At 36.5% G+C, this 19,945-nt stretch carries 20 protein-coding genes and 1 pseudogene; 8 read left to right on the forward strand and 13 right to left on the reverse strand.

What is annotated here, in order from left to right; translation table 11 throughout:
• Together V7164_RS00685 and V7164_RS00690 are read right to left on the reverse strand one after the other, a co-directional pair.
• On the reverse strand, positions 1 to 94 hold a 94-nt coding region (locus tag V7164_RS00685; RefSeq protein WP_335353200.1), incomplete at its 3' end, for a VOC family protein.
• Positions 95 to 1,067: 973 nt separating this feature from the next.
• Complete coding sequence (locus V7164_RS00690; RefSeq protein ID WP_335345950.1) at positions 1,068 to 1,448, reverse strand: winged helix-turn-helix transcriptional regulator; 381 nt, start codon at positions 1,446 to 1,448, stop codon at positions 1,068 to 1,070.
• A gap of 259 nt (positions 1,449 to 1,707) precedes the next feature.
• Between V7164_RS00690 and V7164_RS00695 the strand changes: the two genes are divergently transcribed.
• Positions 1,708 to 2,424: a 3-ketoacyl-ACP reductase gene (locus V7164_RS00695; RefSeq protein WP_335345949.1), complete on the forward strand. Its 717-nt coding sequence runs from the start codon at positions 1,708 to 1,710 to the stop codon at positions 2,422 to 2,424.
• A gap of 315 nt (positions 2,425 to 2,739) precedes the next feature.
• Positions 2,740 to 3,233 (forward strand): annotated as a pseudogene (locus V7164_RS00700) (SRPBCC family protein).
• Positions 3,234 to 3,509: 276 nt separating this feature from the next.
• On the opposite strand, the gene aac(6') reads toward V7164_RS00700, so the two are convergent.
• Both aac(6') and V7164_RS00710 read right to left on the reverse strand, forming a co-directional pair.
• A complete protein-coding gene (gene aac(6'), locus V7164_RS00705; RefSeq protein WP_335348205.1) occupies positions 3,510 to 3,944 on the reverse strand; it encodes an aminoglycoside 6'-N-acetyltransferase in 435 nt (144 codons plus the stop codon).
• A gap of 205 nt (positions 3,945 to 4,149) precedes the next feature.
• Positions 4,150 to 4,773 (reverse strand): FMN-binding negative transcriptional regulator, encoded by a 624-nt coding sequence (locus tag V7164_RS00710; protein WP_335348204.1) that lies wholly within the window; start codon positions 4,771 to 4,773, stop codon positions 4,150 to 4,152.
• 130 nt (positions 4,774 to 4,903) lie between these two features.
• Here V7164_RS00710 and V7164_RS00715 point away from each other — a divergent pair, with 130 nt between their 5' ends.
• Both V7164_RS00715 and V7164_RS00720 read left to right on the forward strand, forming a co-directional pair.
• Entirely contained in the window at positions 4,904 to 6,283 is a 1,380-nt protein-coding gene (locus V7164_RS00715) for a PLP-dependent aminotransferase family protein (RefSeq protein WP_335348203.1), read from the forward strand.
• Positions 6,284 to 6,636: 353 nt separating this feature from the next.
• Positions 6,637 to 8,067, forward strand: a complete 1,431-nt coding sequence (locus V7164_RS00720) for a PQQ-dependent sugar dehydrogenase (protein ID WP_335348206.1) — start codon at positions 6,637 to 6,639, stop codon at positions 8,065 to 8,067.
• 135 nt (positions 8,068 to 8,202) lie between these two features.
• Here the strand turns inward: V7164_RS00720 and V7164_RS00725 are convergent, their stop codons facing one another.
• Together V7164_RS00725 and V7164_RS00730 are read right to left on the reverse strand one after the other, a co-directional pair.
• The gene (locus V7164_RS00725; protein WP_335348202.1) at positions 8,203 to 8,592 is read right to left on the reverse strand and encodes a cupredoxin domain-containing protein; all 390 of its coding nucleotides are present in this window, start codon (positions 8,590 to 8,592) and stop codon (positions 8,203 to 8,205) included.
• A 128-nt stretch (positions 8,593 to 8,720) separates the two neighbouring features.
• Positions 8,721 to 9,131, reverse strand: coding sequence for an Lrp/AsnC family transcriptional regulator (locus V7164_RS00730; RefSeq protein ID WP_335348201.1), 411 nt, complete (start codon positions 9,129 to 9,131; stop codon positions 8,721 to 8,723).
• Positions 9,132 to 9,249: 118 nt separating this feature from the next.
• On the opposite strand from V7164_RS00730, the gene V7164_RS00735 reads away from it, so the two are divergent.
• Positions 9,250 to 10,029: an MBL fold metallo-hydrolase gene (locus V7164_RS00735; RefSeq protein ID WP_335348200.1), complete on the forward strand. Its 780-nt coding sequence runs from the start codon at positions 9,250 to 9,252 to the stop codon at positions 10,027 to 10,029.
• A 162-nt stretch (positions 10,030 to 10,191) separates the two neighbouring features.
• On the opposite strand, the gene V7164_RS00740 is transcribed toward V7164_RS00735, so the two are convergent.
• Positions 10,192 to 10,986, reverse strand: a complete 795-nt coding sequence (locus V7164_RS00740) for a carbon-nitrogen hydrolase family protein (protein ID WP_335346069.1) — start codon at positions 10,984 to 10,986, stop codon at positions 10,192 to 10,194.
• A gap of 258 nt (positions 10,987 to 11,244) precedes the next feature.
• On the opposite strand from V7164_RS00740, the gene V7164_RS00745 reads away from it, so the two are divergent.
• Positions 11,245 to 11,643 (forward strand): cytidine deaminase, encoded by a 399-nt coding sequence (locus tag V7164_RS00745; protein ID WP_335353199.1) that lies wholly within the window; start codon positions 11,245 to 11,247, stop codon positions 11,641 to 11,643.
• A 113-nt stretch (positions 11,644 to 11,756) separates the two neighbouring features.
• Here the strand turns inward: V7164_RS00745 and V7164_RS00750 are convergent, their stop codons facing one another.
• Complete coding sequence (locus tag V7164_RS00750) at positions 11,757 to 12,608, reverse strand: LysR family transcriptional regulator (protein ID WP_335346071.1); 852 nt, start codon at positions 12,606 to 12,608, stop codon at positions 11,757 to 11,759.
• A gap of 233 nt (positions 12,609 to 12,841) precedes the next feature.
• Here V7164_RS00750 and V7164_RS00755 point away from each other — a divergent pair, with 233 nt between their 5' ends.
• A complete protein-coding gene (locus tag V7164_RS00755; protein ID WP_335346072.1) occupies positions 12,842 to 13,936 on the forward strand; it encodes an NADH:flavin oxidoreductase in 1,095 nt (364 codons plus the stop codon).
• Positions 13,937 to 14,087: 151 nt separating this feature from the next.
• On the opposite strand, the gene V7164_RS00760 is transcribed toward V7164_RS00755, so the two are convergent.
• The 4 genes from V7164_RS00760 to V7164_RS00775 form a co-directional block, all read right to left on the reverse strand.
• On the reverse strand, positions 14,088 to 14,711 hold the full coding sequence (locus tag V7164_RS00760) for an ECF transporter S component (RefSeq protein ID WP_335346073.1): 624 nt from the start codon (positions 14,709 to 14,711) through the stop codon (positions 14,088 to 14,090).
• 178 nt (positions 14,712 to 14,889) lie between these two features.
• Positions 14,890 to 15,600: an SDR family oxidoreductase gene (locus tag V7164_RS00765; RefSeq protein ID WP_335346074.1), complete on the reverse strand. Its 711-nt coding sequence runs from the start codon at positions 15,598 to 15,600 to the stop codon at positions 14,890 to 14,892.
• A gap of 148 nt (positions 15,601 to 15,748) precedes the next feature.
• Entirely contained in the window at positions 15,749 to 16,705 is a 957-nt protein-coding gene (locus V7164_RS00770) for a carbon-nitrogen hydrolase family protein (RefSeq protein ID WP_335346075.1), read from the reverse strand.
• 394 nt (positions 16,706 to 17,099) lie between these two features.
• On the reverse strand, positions 17,100 to 17,606 hold the full coding sequence (locus tag V7164_RS00775; protein WP_335346076.1) for a hypothetical protein: 507 nt from the start codon (positions 17,604 to 17,606) through the stop codon (positions 17,100 to 17,102).
• Positions 17,607 to 18,002: 396 nt separating this feature from the next.
• Between V7164_RS00775 and V7164_RS00780 the strand changes: the two genes are divergently transcribed.
• The gene (locus V7164_RS00780; RefSeq protein ID WP_335346077.1) at positions 18,003 to 18,647 is read left to right on the forward strand and encodes a glycosyltransferase; all 645 of its coding nucleotides are present in this window, start codon (positions 18,003 to 18,005) and stop codon (positions 18,645 to 18,647) included.
• A 310-nt stretch (positions 18,648 to 18,957) separates the two neighbouring features.
• Here the strand turns inward: V7164_RS00780 and V7164_RS00785 are convergent, their stop codons facing one another.
• Positions 18,958 to 19,815 (reverse strand): tyrosine-type recombinase/integrase, encoded by an 858-nt coding sequence (locus V7164_RS00785; protein ID WP_335346078.1) that lies wholly within the window; start codon positions 19,813 to 19,815, stop codon positions 18,958 to 18,960.
• Between the last annotated feature and the right edge of the window lie 130 nt (positions 19,816 to 19,945).

Below are 19,945 nucleotides of genomic sequence, written 5' to 3' on the forward strand. Positions count from 1 at the left end.
GTCCTAATACATCTCTATACCATTGAGCAGATAGTTCTAAATCTTTTACAGGAATTCTAATATAATGTACTTGTTCAATAAATGATTTACTCATAGCCTTCTCTCCTTTATATAATCTGGTATATCAAATAGTTCCCTTTCTATATACCTTTTTCCTTCGGATTATTGAATTAGTCGAGTAGAAAGGAACCTCTCTACCTTACGGTAGATTGTGCTCCTTCCCCTCACAGAACCGTGCTTGCGCTATTAACGCACACGGCTCCTCCTAGTTACCATTCACAAAACCTTGCTAATCTCTTAGGATCAGATTTTGCTAATTCTGCTATCCTTACTAGTTATGTCTCCATTTATTATTCCTACCTCTGTGTGTAGTAAATGTGTCCCTAGCAAGGGTGATAACTGGTAGCTAGCCTTTCCTCCATCGGCATTACCCAACTTCATTGGTACTACGCTGCTATCCGACTCCCTATTCCGGCATTTGGTTTCCTTACTTTTTATCGCTTGTACACCATACTCTTCTAACAAGAAAAGACCGGTAGGGTCTCCCGAGTTGCCGTATCATATCAATGTGTAACGTGCCAAGGTCTCTGACTCCAGAGAGGTTTTATCCATCTTGCCTTAAACGAAGGATAAAATGTAGCTTTCTGCTGCAGGTAAAGCATCAGCCCTCTCGATTTACTAACATTATGGGGCTCAATCCCTTCAACCATTTGGCTTTCGGCCCATTACCTAACTGTCTACGCTTAAAGACGAAAGTTACCTTTAGCCCTCCAAGACTCGCTACGAGTGAATGGCTAGTTCTTACTCGACGGGAATCCCACCCGTTATATGATACGACCTATGCTCGGCCGCACAACTGCTCCTTTAGTATAAGTACATTTATTCACAATCTCTTCCAAAATATCCACTTGTTTTGAAAACAAGTTACTCAACAATCTGGCCCGATTACTGAAAAAGGCACAATTCCTCTTCAAGAATTGCGCCCGATCGTGGAGCAAGCTGAAACTTATTTCTCTTTCTGCCTTTTTAACATAAATAAGGAATAAGTCCGAGACCTTTTATTTTTCTTATTCAAAATAGTTGTTTTCTTGTTTAATTTGATCTATTCTCTTTTTCCCCCATTCATACATCATCTCAACGATCGGTAATAACGTCATCCCCAGTTCAGTCATTGAATATTCGACTTTCGGGGGAACTTCTGGATATACTTCTCTATGAACAATTCCATCTTCCATCAGTTCACGTAATTGGTTTGTTAATATCTTATGGGATATTTTCGGAAAAAGTTTTTGAAGTTCGCTGAAGCGATGTGGTCCTTCAACACCTAAGTGCCACAAAATAACAACTTTCCATTTCCCACTAATAATCGATAAGGTAAGTTCCTTTTCACAATGATAATCAAGATTTAATATTCTCTCTTTGATCTCTTCTCTTAATTTATCCGACATATAGTTAACTCCCTTTCATTTAAATAAGTAACCTTTTGGTAACCTCCGCACAAAAAAGTGCATTCTTCACAATGTAGTAAACCATATGTAGAATGAAGTTAGTCTTAAAGACAAATCTTTATCTATTTTAGGCGCTAATCATTTATGAGGAAAACAGCGTTAATATTTATATCACTAAAACGATTTTATTAAACTTCTCTTATTTAATACACTGTATTTCGTCTAAAATAAAACTATCTCATCTAAAGGAGCGAAAAACATGCAAACGATCGCAGGAAAAGTGGCGTTAATTACAGGAGCAGGGCGTGGCATAGGACGTGCAACAGCAATAGCTTTTGCCAAAGAAGGTATTCATGTAGGTCTTATTGGACGTACGCTTGAAAATTTACAACAAGTAGCAGAGGAACTTAAACAATATGATGTGAAGGTAGCAATCGCTGCTGCAAATGTAGCAGATTTAGACTCTATAACCACAGCGATTGAATCAATTCGTGACGAACTTGGTGCAATCGATATTTTAGTAAACAATGCCGGCATTTCAAAATTCGGTAACTTCATGGACTTAACGCCTGAAGAATGGACAAATATTATCGATGTCAACGTAAAAGGTGTGTACTACACAACACGTGCGGTATTACCGGAAATGATCGAGCGCAACACAGGCGACATCATTAATATCTCATCAACAGCTGGTCAAAAAGGTGCACCAATTACAAGTGCATACTCTGCTTCAAAAGCTGCAGTTATTGGACTAAGTGAGTCATTAATGCTTGAGGTGCGTAAGAAAAATATTCGCGTTACAACGTTAACACCAAGTACGGTGGCAACAGATATGGCTGTCGAACTAAACTTAACAGACGGAAATCCGGAAAAAGTAATGCAAGCAGAAGATTTAGCTGACTTAATGGTTGCACAACTAAAACTTCATCCACGTGTTGTATTAAAACATGCTGGACTTTGGTCTACGAACCCCTAATAGAACTATTCGAAATATCAAGGCGCTATCCGATGTATTTTGGACAGCGTCTCCTTTTTTAGAATAATAGGCTTTAATAGGAGTACTGCCAACCCGTCTATCACATGAACGGCATCATAAAAAAGTGTGGTTTTTGCAACCCATTACTCAATTAAATGGCCCGATTGTGGAATAAGAGCTACAGACGATTCTTAAACTAAACTGCCAAATAGTTTAAGTACAATCTCTTCTTTTGAATAAATCAGAAGATTCTTTATTTAAATAGCTATTAATGATATTCTACAAATAAAAATAATTCCAAAAGGAGGATTTGGTTTGACAACCACTTCAAATAATAGAACCATTACTAATGAGGTTACCATTAATGCCCCCTACATTTAGTTTGGTACGCTTGGACAATATCTGAACGAGTTTCTGAATGGTTCGCACCTGAAACAGTAGTTGAAGCTATGGAAGGTGGGTCCTATGAACTTTATTTTATTCCTGGAAATAAAACTGGTATGAATACAAAAGGTTGCAAGATTATTAAACTTGTTGATGAAAAAGAGTTACGATTCACTTGGAAAGGCCCAGATCAATTTGAAACTATAATGAATAATGAAAATGAATTAACAACTGTTAATGTTAGTTTTAAACCAGTTGATACCGATTCTACAAAAGTAATTGTTGAACATACTGGATTTAAAGAAGATGATAATTGGAAAGAAGCATTTGACTGGCATCAAATGGCTTGGTTGGGTGTTCTAAGTAGCTTAAAGTCTGCTCTTGAAAAAGGTGAAGGCAGTTTATGTTGCCAACCTATAAAATAAACTGCACAAAACCATCTATTGTTTTGAATTTAATAGATGGTTTTAATATTTCGGTTCTTACTTTAGAAAAATCCCTATTTAATGAAACTGCCTGTTTAAGTACATTTTTTCAAAATATCTTCCTAATTTTAGCATAATACCATAATTGTGTTGCTCCACAATCTGGCCTTAAAAGGGAAAATGAGCGCTAATTCTTGTTCAAGGATAGCGCCTGATTGCAGAAGATTCTATTCGTTATGCTTGTTCAATATTAGCGAATCTTTATTGCGTCATTCCTTATAAATCTTTTTTAAAACAAATAATACGATTTACTTCATTAAATCCTAATTTAAGATGCATTGCTAAACTTTCCTCATTTTCTAATTCACAATCACTAGCAAATTCATGACAACCTTTTTTCTTAGCCCAATTCTCACAAGCATTTACTAATTTTTTAGCAAAGCCTTGTTCACGAAAGTCCTCTTTTACATAAATCCCCTCTAAATATCCCACCGGACTTGAACTCGTCCCTTCAACATAATCATATCGCAATTGGCATTGCGCAAACCCAATTGTTTCGCTGTCATGATAAGCTAAAAAAATCTTTGCATCAGGCTGAGAAATAAGATGTGTCATTTCTTTAATAAATACCTCTAATGTGTGACCTGGCCAAAGCAGTAAAGCAAGGTGTGCAGCTTCTTTTGTATCCTGTAAGGTCGCCTCTTTTAGCATAAAAAACCTCCAAATATCTTTATAAAATGAATTGATTCTCTTCTTTATCAATAAAACTTTCATTTGAACGATTTTGCCAAATACATAAAAAAGGGCGCAGCTTTTATTCTGGAATTGTTGCCCGATAATGGAGTAAAGCATTGAATACTTTGTTCAATCACTATATATCTTTCGCTACTAGTGTGATTTTCACAGAGTGGCATAATTACTTACTATCTTTTATTCTCTTTTTCATCACTTCTGCCAGTTGTTGAGAATTTAGATTTTCTTCTTCTTGTAATTTTTCAACGATGTTATGATAATCCTCTTCATTTCGATTCTGACTTAATTTAAAAGCGGCTTGAACTTCTTGCACTTTTATTTTAAAGCCAACAATCGCTTTTAGTTGACTTTCTAATACCTGAGGCGATAGCTTATCCCATAAAACTGGGTTTTCACGCTGTTTCTCATACTTCTCTAGCAACTTAATAAGATCTTGTTTCAACTCTTCTTCACTTAATATACTAGCTTGACCATATACATGTACTGATTGGTAATTCCATGTGGGTACATTTTCATGCCCATACCATGAAGAAGAAACATAACCATGTGGTCCCTGATAGATGACTAGAACATCGTCACATGTTTCAAATGTTCTCCATTGAGGATTCCCATATGCCATATGTCCAGTTATATAATAATCCTCTTCATGTTTATGAAGCTGTAATGGAAGGTGGGAAGCAATGGGTTTCCCTTTTTTTGTTGTGACCAATGTTGCAAATGAGTTTCCCTCAATGACTTCTATAATTTCATTGATATTTGTGACTTGAAAGTATTTTGGAATATACATAATAGCCTGCTCCTTTTTATTTTAAAAATTACTGAAACTTTGGATATCCATTATTCAAAATAGTAGTATAATTATTGACATATAAAAAGATACAGTTTTAATCAATCAGACATGTCAGAGGCGATTTATCATGGAAAACTTCATTTTTGCTTTAGAGGATCACTCTTCCAAATACAAACAAATATATGAGCGATTTAAATTATTAATCGAACATGGTGACCTGCCAGCAAATGAACAATTACCTTCCATACGCCAGCTGGCAGATTCCTTGCAAGTCAGTCGCAATACGACATTAATGGCTTATGATCAGCTTGTGGCAGAAGGCTATATTCGCGGAGAAGGAAGAAAAGGCTACTTTGTTAATGTATTAGAGCCTCCTTTATTTCAGGAGGAAGTCATTCCTATTCCTAGTAAGCAAACTGAGCCAGTGACAACATTTTTCGTTGATTTTAAAGCAGGGGCAGTAGATCAAACAAACTTTCCTTTAAAAGCTTGGAGAAGAATTTCTAATTCAGTACTGACCTTACAGGAGAGTTTTCAATACGGGGATCCTTTTGGTGAAATGTGTTTGCGTAAACAAATCGCTGCCTATTTACTCCAATCTCGTGGGGTAAAGACAGATCCAAATGCCATTATCATTGGCAGCAGCACCCAGCAAATGTTGATTAATCTTGGACAAATCCTGAAGGATGATTTCCAAAGCATGATTGTGGAGGATCCAGGATATGATGGAGCAAAAGAGGCATTTTTATTCCATCGTTTTACACTTGAAACTTTACCAGTTGATGAAACAGGTGCTGATTTTTCACAATTAGAAAAAATGATGTCACGCTTAATTTATGTGACACCTTCCCACCAAAGTCCAATAGGCGTAAGCATGTCCATTCAACAAAGGCAAAAGCTCATTCATTGGGCCAACAAGAAAAAAGGATATATTATCGAAGACGATTATGATAGTGAATTTCGCTATACACAACAACCATTTCCGGCACTTACTTCCATTGATTCCAAAAGAGTGATTTACCTAGGAAATTTCTCAAAGTCCTTTCTCCCAGGAATTCGTCTGAGTTATATGGTGCTGCCACCAATTCTTTTAGACCGTTATATAAAACAATTTCAACATTTTGAGAGTACCACTTCCCTAACTAGCCAGCTGACAATGGCTAAATTTATGGAAGAGGGAGAATGGAACCGCCATATTAAACGGATGCGTCTCGTTTATAAACGAAAAATGCAGTGCATCGTTTCAGAACTAAAAAAACAATTTAAACAACATATTTCCATTATTGGGGAGCAGTCTGGCTTGTACTTATTAGTTAAGATACATCAAACACATTCAGAAGACTGGTTAATTGAGCGTGCTGCCTTTTATGGTGTTAAAGTATACCCTACTTCCATCTACTTCATTAATAACCGTTCTGATGAAGCCATTATAAAACTTGGTTTTAGTAATCTTACTTGTGAAGAAATACAGTTAGGCGTGAAGTTTTTAAAAAAGGCTTGGTTATAAAAAATATCCCCGCAAAAGTTAGTTATGTCTAACATTGCGGGGCATTCAATGAAATTATAAACATAGCGTTTTAATTCACTAACCTACTGCTATAGTTTAAAAACAATCTTTCAAAACCTCTTCTAAATGTTAACCATTAAATCCAACTTTCTTTAAAAGGTGTTGTTCCATTAAATGGTCCTTTTAATGGAACCGTACAGTTTGAATTTAAGCGTAAAAAGAATCCCCTATTCCAACACTCCTGCGAAAATGATCAATCCCTTGTTAGATTCTTCGGCCTTGATTTGGTATTAATAAAACAGTTCTAATCATATTCTTATAAAAAGAAAACTAAGAAGGGAGTGTATAGTTTGTTGATAAAAGTTAAGGTTAATTTACGGCCCATTGTAAGCAAGTTGAATTTACCAACTGTTATGAAAGCAGCGATACTTCCGGGTGACTCAAAAGAAACATTATTTATCGCAACCCAGGTAGGAGAGATTTTTTACATAAGAAACGGAGTTATACGAACTTTTTTAGATATTCGCCCGCGAATCATTAAACTAGGTACTTCTGAACAAGGTGTTTCTGGTGGCGGATATGATGAACGGGGATTGCTAGGACTAGCATTTCATCCCGAATTTTATAATAACCGCCTGTTTTATCTTCATTATTCAGTAGCCGGAACACAAGGTCCAGGAGCTCTTTCTGAATCCTTTTCACCTGACCCGTGTGATCCAAAAACTTTAAACTTAAGGTGGATAAATAGAGAAACTCAATATGATCATATTAATACTGTGGAAGAATGGATTTTACCATCAAATGGTCAACCTCAAAAACTACGGACATTACTAAACTTAAGAAGACCATTTTTTAATCATAATGGTGTCAATAGCTTAAACTTTTCACCGGAAACAGGAAATCTTGTTTTAACTAACGGGGATGGTGGAGCAGGCTATGATCCATTCAATTTAAGCCAGAATGATATGGAAATCGCCGGTAAAATAATTGAAATTGATGTAGGTAAGAATACGTTTATCAAGAATCCGCCCGTAGTCACACGGTTTAATGAACTTCCCGTACCTATTCAGGAAACACTTACGGTGATTGCCAAAGGGGTTCGGAATATACCTGGCATTTCATTTCATAGGTTTTATAATCAATATATCAAATATGTGGGAAATGTCGGACAGGATTTGGTAGAGTCAATTTATTCATTCCTTCAGCATAAATCAATACCGGTTACCCAGCTTGTTCAAGCTTTTTTAATGAAATCTGAAGCTGACCAAGAGGGATTTATTAACTTTGGCTGGCGAGGGTGGGAAGGTGTTTTCCCTACTCCGATTATAAGGGGCTGCTCTGCAAATCAGGATTTGGACGAGACAACAATAGCTTATTATGATGAAGCCATAAAATTATCAATAAGGCGTCTTCAGCCTTTAACTAGTTATTTTCATAAAGATCAAAGACCCAATAAATTTGGAGGAACTGCACTTACAGGAGTGCAAGCCTATATGGGGAATAGAATCCCCGCTTTAACAGGAAGTGTGGTGTTTACCGATCTTGCACGGAAAGAAGAATCCGGATCTCCGGTTAGAGGGGTTTTAGCTTATACTAGAATAAGAACAGATTGTAAACTAAATGATTTTAGTGTTATTCAAACCGATTATAATTTTGGGCCCGGTTCGGCATATTATGTTAGTTTGGGAACGAATCTGGATCAAAGCAAACTATATTTAGGGGTTTATGGCTCTATGAAAGTGACTGATTTTAACCAAGGTACTGTTTTTGAAGTTATTCCGTGATTAAAACTATTAAATTCAACTTAATACCTTCGATGCATGGAGAGGGAGCTGCCGCAGCTCCCTCTTCTTAACAAACGCGTTTGTTTAATAAGCAAATTACTATTATTCCTATTAAAAAGCATGACCCGATAGGCCCTATTCAACTATTACCTTTCCGACCATTCCTTCCTGGAAATGGTACCGACATATCAGTTCGTATGTACCGGGCTGTTTCGGATTCACGGTAATGCTTTTTTCTTGTCCTGGCTGGATCTCGGCGTCAATACCTAGCTTTTCCACTGTGAAGGTGTGCTCTTTCTTACCTTTGTTTTTCAATAACAAAGTTGTGGTTTTTCCATTCGGAATAGTGATGACTTTCGGGTTAAAGCTATCATCCTTCAATTCGACCTCAATCGATGTCACCGTCTCCATAGGCTGAGTTACATCATCGTATTCGGCCAATACGCCGAGGGAGCCTGCAGAGTTCACGACCAACATCACCCCAAGCAAAACTGCCAATCCTGTTAAACACTTTTTCACAAACATTCGTAAGACCTCCTTTCCTAGTCACTATTTTTTCCAATTCATGAAATATTATCACTATAAATTGGGTTCCAGTGTGCTTTCAATCGTAACTCTTTTATCTGAAACAGTGACAAGAATAACTAGATGCACTATTTCTTAATAACAATTGATAATTTATAATTTGCATGCTCGTTCAAGTCTTCCAAAAATTTGTCTAATATTTCATTAGATGAAAATTTACATTCGAGAAGATAACAACCATCTCCACTGATTTTATAGTTATGTATGATGTATTGTTCTTGTGTTTTTATGAACGACAAATATGGTTGGTGATAGGTGCTTTGTGTAAAGATCGTAATAAATGCATGTATAAAACATCCTAATTTAACTTGATTAACTTTTATTGTATACCCCTCAATTACGCCATTATCCTCTAATTTTGCCACTCTAGCCGAAGCTGCTTGTCCAGTTAAGTGGACTTTCTCCCCCAATTCTTTCATAGTGATGCGACTGTTCTTGGATAGTTCATCTAAGATACGTATATCCGTGCTATCTAACATTTGTTCAAATCCTTTCATTTATCAAGTCAAACTGCCAAAAGACTTGATTTTATCTATGTAGTCGTCAATTGGTTATAGTATAAACTATTTGTAAATCGAAGAATAAGGAGTTTTGAACATGAATATTCAACAAATTCGTAATGCAACACTAGTTGTCGAATATGCAGGCAAAAAGTTTTTAATAGATCCAATGTTAGCAGAGAAAGGGACTTATCCACCTTTTGGACCTAGTGTAGGCTATCCCGATGCATTAAGACAAGATCAAAATAATCCTTTAGTGAGCTTACCAACGTCCATTGACAATATTATTTCTAATATTGATGCGGTCATTGTCACTCATCTGCATTTAGACCACTGGGATGATGCTGCCAAAGAAGCATTGCCAAAAGAAATTAAATTATTTGCCCAAAATGATGAGGATGCGTCAGAAATTCGAAACGCTGGTTTCAAAAATGTCGAGGTTTTACAAGAAGATACAGTCTTTGAAGGGATCAAATTAATTAAAACAAAAGGTGAGCATGGGCGAGGTGAAATGGTACAACTTGCTGGTCAAGTGTGCGGTGTTGTCTTCAAACATGCAAATGAAAAAACTTTATATGCAGCTGGAGATACTGTTTGGTATGAAGCTGTTCAGGAAGTAATCGAAACACATAAGCCAGAAATCATTATTGTCAATGCTGGAGATAATCAATTCCTTGTAGGAGGTTCCCTAGTAATGGGAAAAGATGATGTCTATGAAGTGTATAAGGCTGCCCCTAATGCCAAAATTATTGCGAGCCATATGGAGGCTGTCAATCATTGGACATTATCAAGAGAAGAATTAAAAAGCTTTATTAATAAAAATGGAATCTCTTCTAATGTTTTAGTGCCAGATGACGGAGAATCATATTCATTTTAGGAGAAAGGGCTGTCCAAAGAGTCAGATAACTGACTTTTTGGAGCCCCTTTTTAGCTTTCTTCGAATTCTGTACAAATTTTGAAATTTATCATAAAGTGACAAAAACATTTCCTATATTTTCAAAACGTCTCTGATATACATCGGAGCGTGGCAAGGACCGCTTTAGCAGTAAAATTCCGGTTTTCGGTCTCTTACGCTTGGCAGTTTTTCTCGCACTCGGCGAATCCGATCTAAATCAAGATCAGCGAAAAATAACGTTTCTTCCTCACCGGCGCTGGCGAGGACAATTCCCATCGGATCAACAATCAGACTTCGTCCGGAAAAAATATCGCCAACAAGGTCGGCACCGCAAACGAACATCGTATTTTCAATCGCCCGTGCGCGAATCAGCGTCTGCCAATGCTCCTCTTTCATCGGACCCGCTACCCATCCGGCAGGAACAAACAGGACATCCGCTTCCTGAAGCGCAAACTGTCTTGCAATCTCGGGAAATCTTAATTCATAGCACACCATTAAGCCAATTTTTCCAAACTCTGTTTCTACTACTTTATATTGATTATCACCCGCAATAATCGTATCCGACTCTTTATAACTAAAAGCATCATATAAATGAGTTTTTCGATAAGAATGAATGATCTCGCCTGAACGGTTAATAAACACGGTTGTGTTATAGGCGCGTTTTTGATCATCCGCTTTTGGTTCATACATACCACAAACAACATAGATTTCGTTTTCACGGGCAGCTTGTGCAAGGCCAGAAACAAACGGACCATCTAGCGGTTCCGCTACCTCAACAGGCAACACGCCAGACTTTGGGGTGGCAAGTGCCATATAAAATTCCGGAATAATGACAAAATCTGCGCCTTTACTTTTGGCTTTCGCAATGTATTGGATCGCCTTCTCTAAATTAGAGGCCTTATCAACACTGGTGGATAATTGTGCAATTGCGACTCTCATGAAAGTGAGTACCTCCTAAAATGATTATTTTCATTTATTTTAATCTATTTTGCTGCTATTTTGTGGACTTTTTAAATGATTAATAATTTTCCCTATCCTTTGACAAACTTAGAGTGGAGACAGGAAAGCATTTCCATCATCTAATTCATCTATGTTGACAAATTTTCCTAAATATAATATTATAACAATCCTGCCAATCAAACGTTGGCATTAAGGGGACTTTGAAAAGTTCATTCTTCTTTGAAAGGGATGGATCATATGAATAAAGAGCTATTAATGGAAAGTGCACGTAAGATGAAGGAAAGGGCCTATGTACCTTATTCCAAATTCCCAGTTGGAGTCGCGTTATTACTAAAAGATGGTACTGTTATTAATGGAGTAAACGTGGAAAATGTTTCATTAGGTGCAACAAATTGTGCTGAGAGAACAGCTATTTTTACTGCAATCGCAAATGGTTACAAAAAGGGTGATTTCCAGGCGATAGCTGTCGCGGGTGATACGGTAGATTTTCTTCCACCTTGTAGTATTTGCAGACAAGTGTTAGCAGAATTCTGTTTACCTGAAATGCCCGTTTATTTAACAAACGAGAAGAAAGATATATTAGAATTGACCTTAAGGGAATTATTGCCTTATGCATTTACAGACTTAGATATGTAATATACTTATTCAATTTATATAAAAAGAGGGCAAGTTTTGATGGATCATTTCTCAAAACTTGCCCTCTTATTTGTTCATTTATTAAGGATTCTAAGAATATGTTTTTCTCTTTTTTAATCCCAATTTTTAGAGTGTTTCTTTATTAAGGTTATCATACTTATGATAGATGGAGAAAGCCACTTGTCCTTATGATAGGCAAGGAATGTTGAAATAGCTGGATGTTCCGGTTCTACTTCCTCCCCATGCAATTTCTGACTTTCTAATTCTTCTTTCACTGAAAAATAAGGTACCAATGAAATTCCTAATCCACTTCTAACACATTGTTTAATGGCTTCTATACTTTGGAAATCTAAACTTTCTTTCACATCCACTTGTTTAAAATTGATATAGTGATCAAAAACAGACTTATAACTGCATGACCTTTCCGTATATAAAACCGTTCTTGGGTTTTCTTGCTTTGGAGGACTTATCAAAACCATTTTTTCTCTTTTCAATTCTTCACAATGAATCTCATGTAAGGACCAACCTTCTTTTTCTAATACCAATGCTAGATCGATGTCGCCATTTTGAAGATGTGATGCCACATTATAATTCTCGATAGATTTTAGTGAAAGGTTAACTTTAGGATAAGATTTTTTATATTCAAGAAGAATAGGTGGAACACGGCCGATCGTCAGCGATTCCGAGATACCAATAATAAGATCGCCTGTTGGATCCTCGTCTATGTTTAACGCCTGAGCATGCAATTCAATGATCTTTACCGCATAAGAAAGAAGTCGATGACCGTAATAAGTCAAAACGACTTTCTTGCCAAGTCGATCAAATAAAGGCTTTCCTACTTCCTCTTCTAATTCTTTTATATGGGTAGTAACGGAGGATTGAGCATAACCGAGATGTTCAGCAGCTTTTTTAAATCCTCCTCTTTCTACAATTGTCTTGAGTGTTATAAGTTGGCGAAGTTCCATCTAATTATCCCTTTCACAGTTCAATATTATCGAACTAATAGTTCATTGATATCTATTTTACTAAACTAAGGCAGTGAATTACAATGATACAGAACATAGATAGAAAATTTCTATTGAATAGGGTCCTTCCAAAAACGAGATACCCTTGAGCGAATAGTGAAGGATGTTAAATAAATACTTTATGGTTGATTAAGAATATACAATGAACTGTTATAAAAGAAGGAGTTTTGACAATGACAAATACAAAAACGTTATTTGAGACTGTTACATTAGGGAATATAACAGTAGATAATCGAGTTGGGGTTGCACCAATGACACGCATCAGTGCAACATCTGAAGGATTAGTAACTGATGAAATGATATCATACTATACATCTTTTGCCCGCGGGGGATTTGGATTTATTATTACTGAAGGGATTTATACAGATGAAAAGTATAGCCCAGGTTATTTATATCAGCCAGGGATTGTTAATGAAAAACAAACAGAAGCGTGGAAGAAATTAGTAGACTCTGTTCATCAAGCAGGCGCGAAAATCTTTGCGCAGATCATGCATACTGGGGCTCTTGTTCATGGGAATCCTTTTACTGAAGAATCAATCGCTCCTTCTGCTGTTCAGCCAAAAGGGGAAAAAAGTGAAGCTTATGAAGGAACTGGCCCTTACCCAATGCCAAGAGAAGCAACGAAAGTAGAAATAACTGAAGTTATAACAGGATTTGTAAATGCTGCTAAACGTGCTCTATTAGCTGGATTTGATGGGATTGAAATTCATGGAGCCAATGGTTATTTACTTGATGAGTTCCTTACTGATTATACAAATCACCGTACAGATGAATACGGTGGTTCTACGAAAAATCGGGTCCTTATATTGGTGGAAGTGTCTAAAGCGATTAGGGAAGCAGTAGGGAAGGACTTTACTATTGGTATTCGGATTTCGCAAGTGAAAGTAAATGATTACACACATAAATGGGCAGGAAAAGAAAAAGATGCTGAAATTATCTTTGGTCAATTAGGGCAAGCAGGTCTTGACTTTATCCATGTTACGGAACACCAAGCATGGAAGCCTGCATTCGATACAAGCGAAGCATCACTTGCCTCTCTTGCAAAAAAATACGGAAGGATTCTTGTAATCGCCAACGGTCATTTAGAGGATCCTAGCATGGCGAGGAAAATCATTGAGAACGGGGAAGCCGATGTGGTTACCTTAGGCAAAGGGGCCTTAGCTAACCATGATTGGGTTAACAAAGTCAAAAATGGAGAGCCTTTAGCAGAGTTTAAGCCAGAAGAAGTATTAACACCGAATGCAAAAATTAAAGAATTTGAAGTTTAAATCATCTCAATCTAATTTTAAGAATCTAAAAAGCACATAATTTCTAGTAAATGTAATCACAGAAATTCGAGGATCCAATACATGCTTATCCCTCACTACACTTCCTCTCCCTGTGATTACATTTAAAACCACCCGTGATAACGGGTGATATTTATTTTTTCAATACCTTCAATAACGGTGGAACCACAGCCGTTGTTACAATTCCAGCAAGGACTGCTTCGGCAAGTCCATTTGTAAAAAACACAGTTAAAACAGCTTTATAAATTGCACTCGTGCTACTGGCATTAATAGCTTGAGCATAGGCATCTTGAAATAAAAAAGAAATAGAACCCATGACTAAAAATGTATGTATAAAAGTTGTAAGTAAGCCAGTTAAAAATAAAGCAGGCTTTTGATTGGACTTTTTCTTTATAATAGCTTTATGAACAGCTTTGAAAATATAGTAAGGTATAAACCCAATTATTACTCTCGGAACAATTGCAATAAATAACGCCCAAATACTTCCCTGACTCGTGCCTAATACAGGAATTGCTGGTGAAAAAGCAAATGATAACAAGGTTGGAGTGATCGTATTTATTGCAATACTAGTGAAACCAAACACAAGCCCTAAGAAAGCACCAATTTTGGGCCCTAAAATAATAGAAGCTATAATTATTGGAATATGAATGATAGTCGCTTTAATTACACCTAAATGTATATACCCAAAAGGTGTTAAAGCACATAATAAAATAATAGATATAAAAATCGCAGTTAAAGTAAATTCTTTTGTTTTCAACTTCTAACTCCTTAGTCATCTAATTTCTTTCATTTTCCTAAAGACTAGCAAAACACCATTTTAATTTAACTAAATTCTATTTATGATTAGTGCAAAAGTAAAGATATTTTCCTTGATGAATATAAAAAAGGGCTCCAGAAAGTGATCAAAACTTACTTTCTGGACAGCCCCCTGCTATTTACACTGGACGAACTGTAATTTCATTTACATTCACATAGTCAGGCTGGGTGACAGCATAGACAACAGCCTTTGCAATATCGGCTGCTTCAAGCTTTTTACGATCATTCGAGGTTCTATTACTGCTCAAGTCTGTATCTACCATCCCTGGTGAAATATTCGTTATCCTTACACCTGTTCTAGCAAGTTCCTTTTCCAATCCCATGGAAATGGCCCGAACAGCGTACTTTGTAGCACTATAGACGGTACTTGTTTTTGTTACCTCAAGACCGGAAACCGAAGCAATATTGATAATATGTCCAGTTGACCGGCTAAGCATCGATGGCAATACAGCATGAATGCCGTAAAGTACACCTTTTATATTAACATCAATCATCTGCTCCCAATCCTCCACCTGCCCGGATCGGATGGTTGCTGTTCGCATTTGCCCAGCATTATTGATAAAAATATCTACATTGTCTAATTCTGCTTGTGCCTTTTCCGCTAGCTGATTAACGTCACTTTTAACTGACATATCCGCCTGGACAGCAATTACTTTCACCTTGCCATTCGTTATTTCTGTAATTTCACTTTTTACTTCGTTTAATTTTTCCAGCCGGCGGGCGGCCAGGACGATATTTGCTCCCTCCATGGCTAATTCCTTAGCAATAGCAGCGCCAATTCCAGAGCTGGCACCAGTGACGATCGCTGTTTTTCCTTGTAGCCTGTTCATGACAGTCTCCCCCTAACTTTTTCCATTAGTATAACATTGAAGCAAAAGGTCTTGCTATTGGAAGTGTTACATTGCTCATTGAAAAATAAAAAGGATGTCCCTATAAGAAAAAGATCCCTTTCCCTATTAAAAAGCAGGACCTACAGGGTTATTTCTTCCAAATGATATTTTCCTGCTTTTCTTTGTTTATTAACAATTTAAAAACATCCGGCCTTGAATAATGCCCTACTGGATCGAAGTCAAATTGACTAGAGGCTATTTGTCTCATATCAAGATCGGCAATAATCATTTCTTCTTTTCCCCAAACAGGTTCAGCAACATAATCACCAAGTGGCCCAACAATGGCACTTCCACCGTTACACATCACATCTGGAGCTGATACAAGGTCATCATAACAAGCTAAATCCTCAGGGTACATGTCCTTCGTTACAAATTGATTGGAGGACAATACAAAGCATCTGCCTTCCATTGCTATATGACGAATAGTCGACTGCCATGATTCTCTAGCGTCAGCAGTTGGGGCAATATAAAGCTGAACACCTTGTGCATACATGGCCGCTCTCGCTAAAGGCATGTAGTTCTCCCAGCAAATCAGAGCTCCAATTTTTCCATGCGGAGTATCAAATACAGGTAATGTACTTCCATCCCCCTCACCCCAAACAATCCGTTCCGCTGCAGTTGGTTTTAATTTTCGATGTTTACCCAAAAGGGAACCATCTGGGCCTATAAAAATAACAGAACAGAAAAGTGTACCACCACTATATTCGCTATCCCGTTCAATCACACCCATAATAAGGTATACTCCCGCTTCACGTGCGGCTTGACCAAGCTGTTCCGTCGCTTCACCAGGAACAGGAATCGAGTTCTCCCAATATCGATACCAGTCTTTCCTTCCATCGTCAGTGCGGCTTCCTATTACAGTGCCAAAGGATAATCCTCTAGGATACGCTGGAATAAATGCCTCTGGAAAAACAACAATTTGGGCGCCCTTTTCTCCTGCTTGTTGTATTAAGCTAACTGCTTTATTTATGGTGGCATCACGGTCCATAATAATGGATGCAGCTTGAATAACCGCAACCCTTACACTTTGATTCAAATTCGCCATATAATACCTCCATTTAGATACCGAATCTTTAATTAGTTTTTTCGGTAGATTGAAAGAATCTATCTAACTATATTCCAAATAACTTTATGGCAGAACTAGTATAATGTGCTTTACAAAGTAACCTACACTTCTATCATAATGAAATAAATATTTTTTAATCATCCACTTTAATACTTCCCCCATCCATTTACTCTTAGAATATAAAAAAAGAGAAATCATGAATGAAATCATGTTTCTCTTTTTTCGAATGGTGCTTGTTATTTATTAATAACAAGAAAATCCTCGTCATTAAGTGTTATCGCATAGATACCGAATTGTTTCTTCGTCTGAAGCAGTCGTTAATACAAAGGCAATCCAACACCTAACCTAAGACATACTGACTTTTGCAGTTGAACTATTTTTGGCTTATTTCAAAAACTTTCCTAATTATTTCATTTAATTCTTTCGTTCGGCTAATGGTAATGTACTCATCATTTTTATTAAAATATGTGATTGCGTTTGTATAATATAATTGTTCTGGTTCATCATTTTTCCTTATTGAATATACATATCCCCCATCAGTTTCTTCCTTTTTTATTATGATGAAGTCTTTACCATTTTTGTTTTCCAAATGAATTAGTTCAAAATCTCCCCATTCACTCTCCACATACATGGCATAATTCGGTTTTGTTTGGAAAAGCGCCATAGAATTAGAGTTTTTTATTTCATTAATCTTGAGCCCCTGTTTGGTTAGAGCAACAATTATATCTTTAGCATGGCTGTATTCATTTGGAATAGATAGGTTATTGGTCGTTTTATTTTCATTTAGCTCCTTCGATACTTGGGACTCCTGTTTTGAACACCCAATAGGAAGGGTTACCATGGATAACAAACAAAATAGTAAACAAGTTCTTCTTAACATGTTAAATCCCACCTTTATGCAAGTATAGTAAATAACATGTTAAATTTCCCCTTTTAGTTTCACTCATAAACATCCTTTGTTAGATACTACCTAGTATTTAACTACTACCATAAGCAGTTTTCTAATTATCCCTTATTAAACTGATCGCCCCTGTTGAAAAAGAAAAAAAGGGGCCGTCCTTTCTCGTAAACTCTCGCACCAATTAGTAATACTTTATATTCCTTACTTCCTACAAAAAATAAATATTCTACCAGAATTCTCACTTACACTTCGTTATTTATCCAAATTTCATTTTTTCTTAAAAAAGCAGGGTTAGCAGAACCATTTTTAGGAATAAAAAAAACCTATATATCAATAATAAAAAGGGTATTTTTTATCTTTGGAAGGAGAAGGTTTATGAAAAAATTATTGTTGATGGGTTTTATTTTGTTATTTCCACTAAACATGATGACTGGAACAATCAGTACCTACGCTGAGACGCAGGTACCATGCATTAGCCAATCTGAAGTAAAGTTTGAAAATCATTTCAGGAGACTTTGGATTGATCATGTATTGTGGACAAGTAATTATATTACAAGTGCAACAACAGCAAGAGCAGAGGATCAAAAACAGGTATTGACTAGGCTTCTGAAAAATCAGGAGGATATTGGTAATGTTATAAAGCCAGTATACGGAGAGCAAGCTGGGAACAAACTTACGGATTTGCTTAAGGAGCATATTATTATTGCAGGAAAGATTGTAGATGCGGCTAAAAGCGGAAATAAAGCCTTGGTGAATCAGCTAAACAAAGAATGGTATAGAAATGCTGATAAAATAGCAGCTTTCCTTAGCGGTGCCAACCCCTATTTGAAAAACGAAGATCTAAAAAATTTACTCTATACGCATCTGAAATTTGTGACAAATGATTTATCTGCAAGTTTAGCAAAAGATTGGAACGCAAGAATCGTTTCAATTGACAATGGAATCACACATATAATCCTAATGGCAGATACTATTTCTGCGGGAGTTGTGAAGCAGTTTCCGGAAAAATTTAAAAAATAATCATAAGAATCTCCAGCATTCTGTTAGAGATTCTTTCATTATGAGGGTATTTACTGTGTCAGCACTTTAAAAAAGGCTGCCGGCCGCGCCTGGAGATAATGAAGTAGATAAGGTAATAAGATTGGTGGGATATAGCAATATTGCAACAACAAGTAGATAGTTAAAGGATTCTTTTAGCGATCTGGCAGATGGAATTATACTCTTCCTAAATTTTAAGGAACTTGAAATATCATTCCTTAATTACAATAACCCTTCCGAATGATTCGGAAAGGCTATAAAAAAGTACTTATTACACCCCTAATAAAACAACCTATCCTTGTGTGTCGTTAATAAAAGCATTATTAATGACTTCCTCTAATTGGCTTCTATTTACCTCGGATCTTTTTATATATCTTTTGACTAGATTTAAATCCTTAATGCCTGCCAGTTTTGAAACAACCTCAAGATCGACATTAGAATCAACGAGCCGTTGACAAAAAGTATGTCTTAACTGATTTGGGGTTACATCATAATTTTTAAGCATGTATTGGATGGTTCTTTCTGTTAATCGTTTGCCTGTTTGCGAGATGAAAATGGCCTCTTTTTTTAATGGGTGAACCACAAAGTATTCATTTAAATGCTCTCTTGCATCCCTTGATAGAGGAATGACACGTTTTTCTTCCTTTTTTTCAACAGTTATCTCATTTTTCTCGAAGTTGACATGCTCCCAGTTTAAATTACATAATTCTGAAATACGAATTCCAGTGTGCAACAGTATATAGACTATAGCCCGATCTCGCAGATCACTATTATGATTTACCTTTTCTATCAATACTTGATACTGCGCCTCGGATAATATTTCAAATTCTTCATTTCTTTCCACAGGCTTTAGTTCAATACCAAAAGTAAGTTCAGGCTGCTTCAGGTACTTCGCAAAAGTACGTATAATACCAACAATTTTATCAATTGTTGCTAGGCTCTTTTGCTGTTGTTCCAGGTGGGAAATATAATCTTGAATATCACTCTTACGCAAATGGTTTAAATCAGAATCGTTCTTTTGAAGCCATTCATGAAACCTTTCAAGTTCTAGACCGTATGTTTTTACAGTATTAGCAGATTTATTTTGCTCGACTAGCCATTTACAAAAATCAAGAATCAGCGGAATAACCTCTCCAGAATAATTAGTCAACTCATGTCCCTCCCAGATATTGTTACTTTCATTATAACTCCAACAAAACGAGAAGTAAACTTCTACGAATTTAACATATAAAAAAAAGCATCCATAATGGATGCTTGTTCATTGCCTAGCGACGTCCTAC

Source organism: Bacillus sp. JJ1474 (assembly GCF_036965225.1).
Taxonomy (GTDB): Bacteria; Bacillota; Bacilli; order Bacillales; family Cytobacillaceae; genus Cytobacillus.